The following is a 4,637-nucleotide window of genomic DNA, read 5'->3' as shown; positions in this document are numbered from 1 at the left end:
GGAGGAGCATCCGGTCGGTCTGATCGAGGCTGTACATACTGCAAAATCTAACAGCTCCGCATGCCGCGCAACAGAGCATAATGCTCAATTCTTTCGGATGTGGTTGTGCCCTTTGCGGCACCGGCTTACGATTCACTCAACTTTAGCAACGACGCTAGGAGCGGCCCAGTGGTTGATCAGTCCCCCGAATTCGAGCAACTCCTCACCCCGGAAGGGGAGAGGGTGAGCAACCCCGATCTGGACCCCTGGGTGGCGGATGTCACCGGTGAAAAGCTGGCCGCACTGTACGAAGACATGCTTGTCGTGCGTCGCATCGACACGGAGGCGACCGCCCTGCAGCGCCAGGGTGAACTCGGCCTGTGGCCGCCGCTCCTCGGTCAGGAGGCCGCGCAGATCGGCTCGGCCCGGGCCACCCGCGACGATGACTTCATCTTTCCCAGTTACCGGGAGAATGCCGTGGCCTATGTGCGCGGCGTTCCCTCCGCCGACATCGTGCGGGTGTGGCGCGGAAACGCCCAGTCCGGCTGGGACCCGTACAAGCACCAGCTCGCGGCTCCCAACATCATCATCGGCGCTCAGACCCTGCATGCGGTGGGCTGGGCCGTTGGCGCCAAGCATGACGGCGTCGACTCGGTCGCGGTCACCTACTTCGGTGACGGTGCCACGAGTGAGGGAGACGTGAACGAGGCGATGGTCTTTGCCGCGAGCTTCCAGGCGCCTGTCGTGTTCTTCTGCCAGAACAACCAGTGGGCCATCTCCGAGCCGGTGGGGCTGCAGGCCGTGCGCAGCATCGCGGACCGCGCACCCGGATTCGGCATCCCCAGCATGCGCGTGGACGGCAACGACGTGCTCGCCGTGATGGCCGCGACCCGGATCGCGCTTGACCGTGCCCGCCGCGGTGAGGGTCCGACGTTCATCGAGGCCGTCACGTATCGGATGGGGCCGCACACGACCGCGGATGACCCGACGCGCTACCGGGACAAGACCGAGCTCGAGGCGTGGAAGCTGAGGGACCCCATCCTGCGCCTCAAACGCCTGCTCGATTCGCTTGGGCTGCTCACGCCGGAACTCGTGGCACGCACGCAGGCCACGGAAGACCAGGTGGCGGCCGACTTGCGGGCCGGCTGTATCGGCATGCCTGATCCGGAGCCGCTCACGGTTTTCGACAATGTCTATTCCACGCCGCACGCCACACTCGATCGGGAGCGGGATCAGTATGCCGCGTACCTGGCGAGCTTCGAGGCGGGCACCAGCTCCAACGCACCTGCAGGGGGACACGCATGACCATGACGATGCCAGATCCGAAGCGACAGACCGAGACAGAGGCGGCACAGATGACGCCCGATACGAGCACCAAAACCCTCACGCTCGCCAAGGCGATCAATGCCGGCCTGCACCGAGCCCTCACCGACGATCCCCGGGTCGTGCTGCTGGGTGAGGACATCGGCGCCCTCGGCGGCGTCTTCCGCGTGACGAGTGACCTGCTGGCCGAGTTCGGGCACCGTCGCGTGATCGACACGCCGCTCGCCGAGTCCGCGATCATCGGCATGGCCGTCGGCCTCGCCTACCGCGGCTATCGCCCGGTGGCCGAGATCCAGTTCGACGGCTTCATCTACCCGGGCTTTGACCAGATCGTCAGTCAGGTGGCCAAGCTGCACTATCGCACCCAGGGCGCCGTGAAGATGCCGATTACCATCCGTGTGCCGTTCGGTGGCGGCATCGGTGCGGCCGAGCACCACTCCGAGTCGCCGGAGGCATACTTCACGCACACGTCAGGGCTGAGGGTGATCTCGGTGTCGAACCCCCAGGACGCCTATAGCCTCATCCGCCAGGCCATCGCGAGCGACGACCCGGTGCTCTACTTCGAGCCGAAACGCCGCTACCACGTGAAGGGCGAGGTCGTGCCGGAACTCGGCCTGTCCATGGAACGCGCAACGGTCGTCTCGCCGGGAACGGATGTGACGCTGCTCGCCTACGGTCCGCTCGTCACGACCGCGCGGGACGCGGCGCTCGCCGCATCCGACGAGGGAGTCTCGGTGGAAGTCATCGACCTGCGGTCCCTGGCGCCCGTGGACTACCCGACGCTCGAGGCATCCGTTCGTAAGACCGGCCGCCTCGTGGTGGCTCATGAGGCCAACCGTACCGGCGGAATCGGCGGCGAGATCATCGCGAGCCTCACGGAGAGCTGCTTCAACTACCTGGAGTCGGCGCCGGTGCGCGTGACGGGCTTCGACATCCCCTACCCGGCCGCCAAGCTCGAAAGCCACCATCTGCCCGACCTGGACCGGATTCTCGACGGTATCGACTCGGCGATGGGACGGTGACCATGCTCAAGGTCTTCAGACTGCCTGATCTCGGCGAAGGCCTCACCGAGAGCGAAATCGTGGCCTGGTATATCTCACCCGGCGATACCGTGACGCTTAACCAGCACATCGCGGACGTGGAGACGGCCAAGGCCGTGGTTGAGCTGCCCTCGCCCTTCAGCGGCGTGGTGAACGAGTTGCACCAGCCAACCGGCGTGGTCGTGCAGGTGGGCGAGCCCATCGTGTCGTTCGACGTGCCCGGTGCCGCCGGCGCGCCCAGTACCGCGGCGGCGCCCGCCGCGGCTGCGGGGTCCGAACCCACCACCACTGCTGCTCCTGCTCCCGAGGCGCGCGAAGCCAACCTCGTGGGCTACGGTCCGGCCGTGGAGCGCGGCGGGCGTCCGGCACGCCGTGCACGCCCGGGAAACACCACCGCGCCAGCCACGGCGCCGATCGAGAACGCGCCGCTGACGGTGCCCGCGCCCGCTCCGGCTACGGCTACCGCACCCGCACCCGCACCCGCAGTCGCAGTCGCAGCCGCACCCGCTACCGCACCCGCTACCGCACCCGCTACCGCAGCCGCAGCCGCAGCCGCAGGCGTGGAGCGTCCGCGGTCGACGCCACCGGTGCGCGCTCTGGCTCGAGACCTCGGCGTGAACCTCGAGACCGTCACGGGCACCGGGCCGGACGGTCTGATCACCCGCGATGACGTTCGAGCTGTGCCCCACCCGCGCTCTGCCGAGTCGAGCGCCGAAGCGGGCGGCGCAGCGCCGGCTGCGGCGTCCGCTCGCGAAACCCGCATTCCGATTAAGAGCCTGCGCAAGCTCACGGCCGCGGCCATGGTGCAGAGCGCGTTCACCGCACCGCACGTGACCGAGTTCCTCACCGTGGATGTGACGCCCACCATGGAGCTGCTCGACTCGCTCAAGACGAACCGGGCCTTCGCCGACCAGCGCATCTCCATCCTCACGGTGGTGGCGAAGGCCGTCTGCATCGCGATCGCCCGTAACCCGAGCGTCAACACGCGCTGGGACGAGGCGGCCGGCGAGATCGTGCAGTTCAACTATGTGAACCTCGGCATTGCCGCCGCCACGCCGCGCGGTCTGCTGGTGCCCAACATCACGGACGCTCACACGCTGGGCCTTGGCGAGTTGGCGACGGCGCTCGCCGAGCTCACCACGGCGGCCCGGGCCGGCACGACGACGCCGGCGAGCCTGGCCGGCGGCACCCTCTCGATCACCAACTTCGGTGTGTTCGGCATCGACGCGGGAACGCCCATTCTCAATCCGGGGGAGGCAGCGATACTCGCGATGGGCGCCATCCGCCGCACGCCGTGGGAATACCGCGGCGAGGTGGCGCTGCGCCAGGTGCTGACGCTGAGTCTGTCGTTCGACCACCGTTTGGTGGACGGTGAGCAGGGCTCGAAGTTCCTCGCCGATGTCGGCACCATCCTGGCCAACCCGGCCATGGTGATCACGATGGTCTAGCGACCGAGGCCTCGCCGCCGCGCCCCGGTTGACCGGGGCGCGGCGGCGAGGCACAGTGGAGGCATGAACTCGAGCGCAGGACTCCTCGCCCCCTTCAACACGGCCCACGCGCTCGCGAGCAGCGCATTTCAACACTTCAACGGGGCCCTGCACGCCTCATTCCGCACCACCGATTTTCGTTCGGCGGTCGTTCTGGTCGACCGGGTCGCTGAGGCAGCGGATGCCCTCGATCATCATCCCGACGTGACGCTCGGCTACGGCCGAGTCGAGTTCCGGTTGACCTCGCACGACACCGGCGGTGTGACGGAGCGGGACCTGCGTCTCGCTGCGCGCATCGATGACGTGGCCGCGTCGCTGGGCGCCCGGGTGGCCCGCGCCAATCCGGTTCGGTATGACCTCGCCATCGACTGCACCGACGCGGATGCTATCCGCCCGTTTTGGTCAGCGGCCCTCGGCTACGACGAGGTGCCCGGTGAGGACGGAATCGAGCTCGTCGACCCGCACGGCGTCGCGCCCAAGGTCTGGTTCCAGCACATGGAGATTGCGCGAACGGACCGCAACCGCATCCACCTCGACGTCTACGTCACCGGGGACGAGGCGGAAGAACGTGTACAGCTCATCGTCGAGGCCGGGGGAACGCTGCTCACCGACGAGCACGCACCTGACTGGTGGGTGCTCGCCGACGTCGAGGGCAACGAAATGTGCGTCTGCACCGCTGCCTTCTGACCGTTCCGCTGGTCGAGGCGCGACCGTTCCGCTGGTCGAGGCGCGACCACTCCGCTGGTCGAGGCGCGACGGTTCCGCTGGTCGAGGCGCGACCACTCCGCTGGTCGAGGCGCGACCACTC

General features: G+C 67.9%; 4 protein-coding genes. All 4 read left to right on the top strand.

Annotated elements, in window-relative coordinates; translation table 11 throughout:
* Nucleotides 1-168: 168 nt before the first annotated feature.
* The gene (pdhA, locus tag JF66_RS17240; RefSeq protein ID WP_051973698.1) at nt 169-1,284 is read left to right on the top strand and encodes a pyruvate dehydrogenase (acetyl-transferring) E1 component subunit alpha; all 1,116 of its coding nucleotides are present in this window, start codon (nt 169-171) and stop codon (nt 1,282-1,284) included.
* A 50-nt stretch (nt 1,285-1,334) separates the two neighbouring features.
* Nucleotides 1,335-2,324 carry an alpha-ketoacid dehydrogenase subunit beta gene (locus tag JF66_RS17235; RefSeq protein WP_035879942.1) on the top strand — a complete coding sequence of 330 codons (990 nt, stop codon included), beginning with the start codon at nt 1,335-1,337 and terminating at the stop codon, nt 2,322-2,324.
* Between the two features lie 2 nt (nt 2,325-2,326).
* Complete coding sequence (locus JF66_RS17230) at nt 2,327-3,790, top strand: dihydrolipoamide acetyltransferase family protein (protein ID WP_035879940.1); 1,464 nt, start codon at nt 2,327-2,329, stop codon at nt 3,788-3,790.
* A 63-nt stretch (nt 3,791-3,853) separates the two neighbouring features.
* Entirely contained in the window at nt 3,854-4,516 is a 663-nt protein-coding gene (locus JF66_RS17225; RefSeq protein WP_035879939.1) for a VOC family protein, read from the top strand.
* The last annotated feature ends 121 nt before the right edge of the window (nt 4,517-4,637 follow it).

Source organism: Cryobacterium sp. MLB-32 (assembly GCF_000738085.1).
GTDB lineage: Bacteria > Actinomycetota > Actinomycetes > Actinomycetales > Microbacteriaceae > Cryobacterium.
Note: the sequence above shows the minus strand (reverse complement) of the source record. Positions and strands in the feature narration are given on the sequence as shown.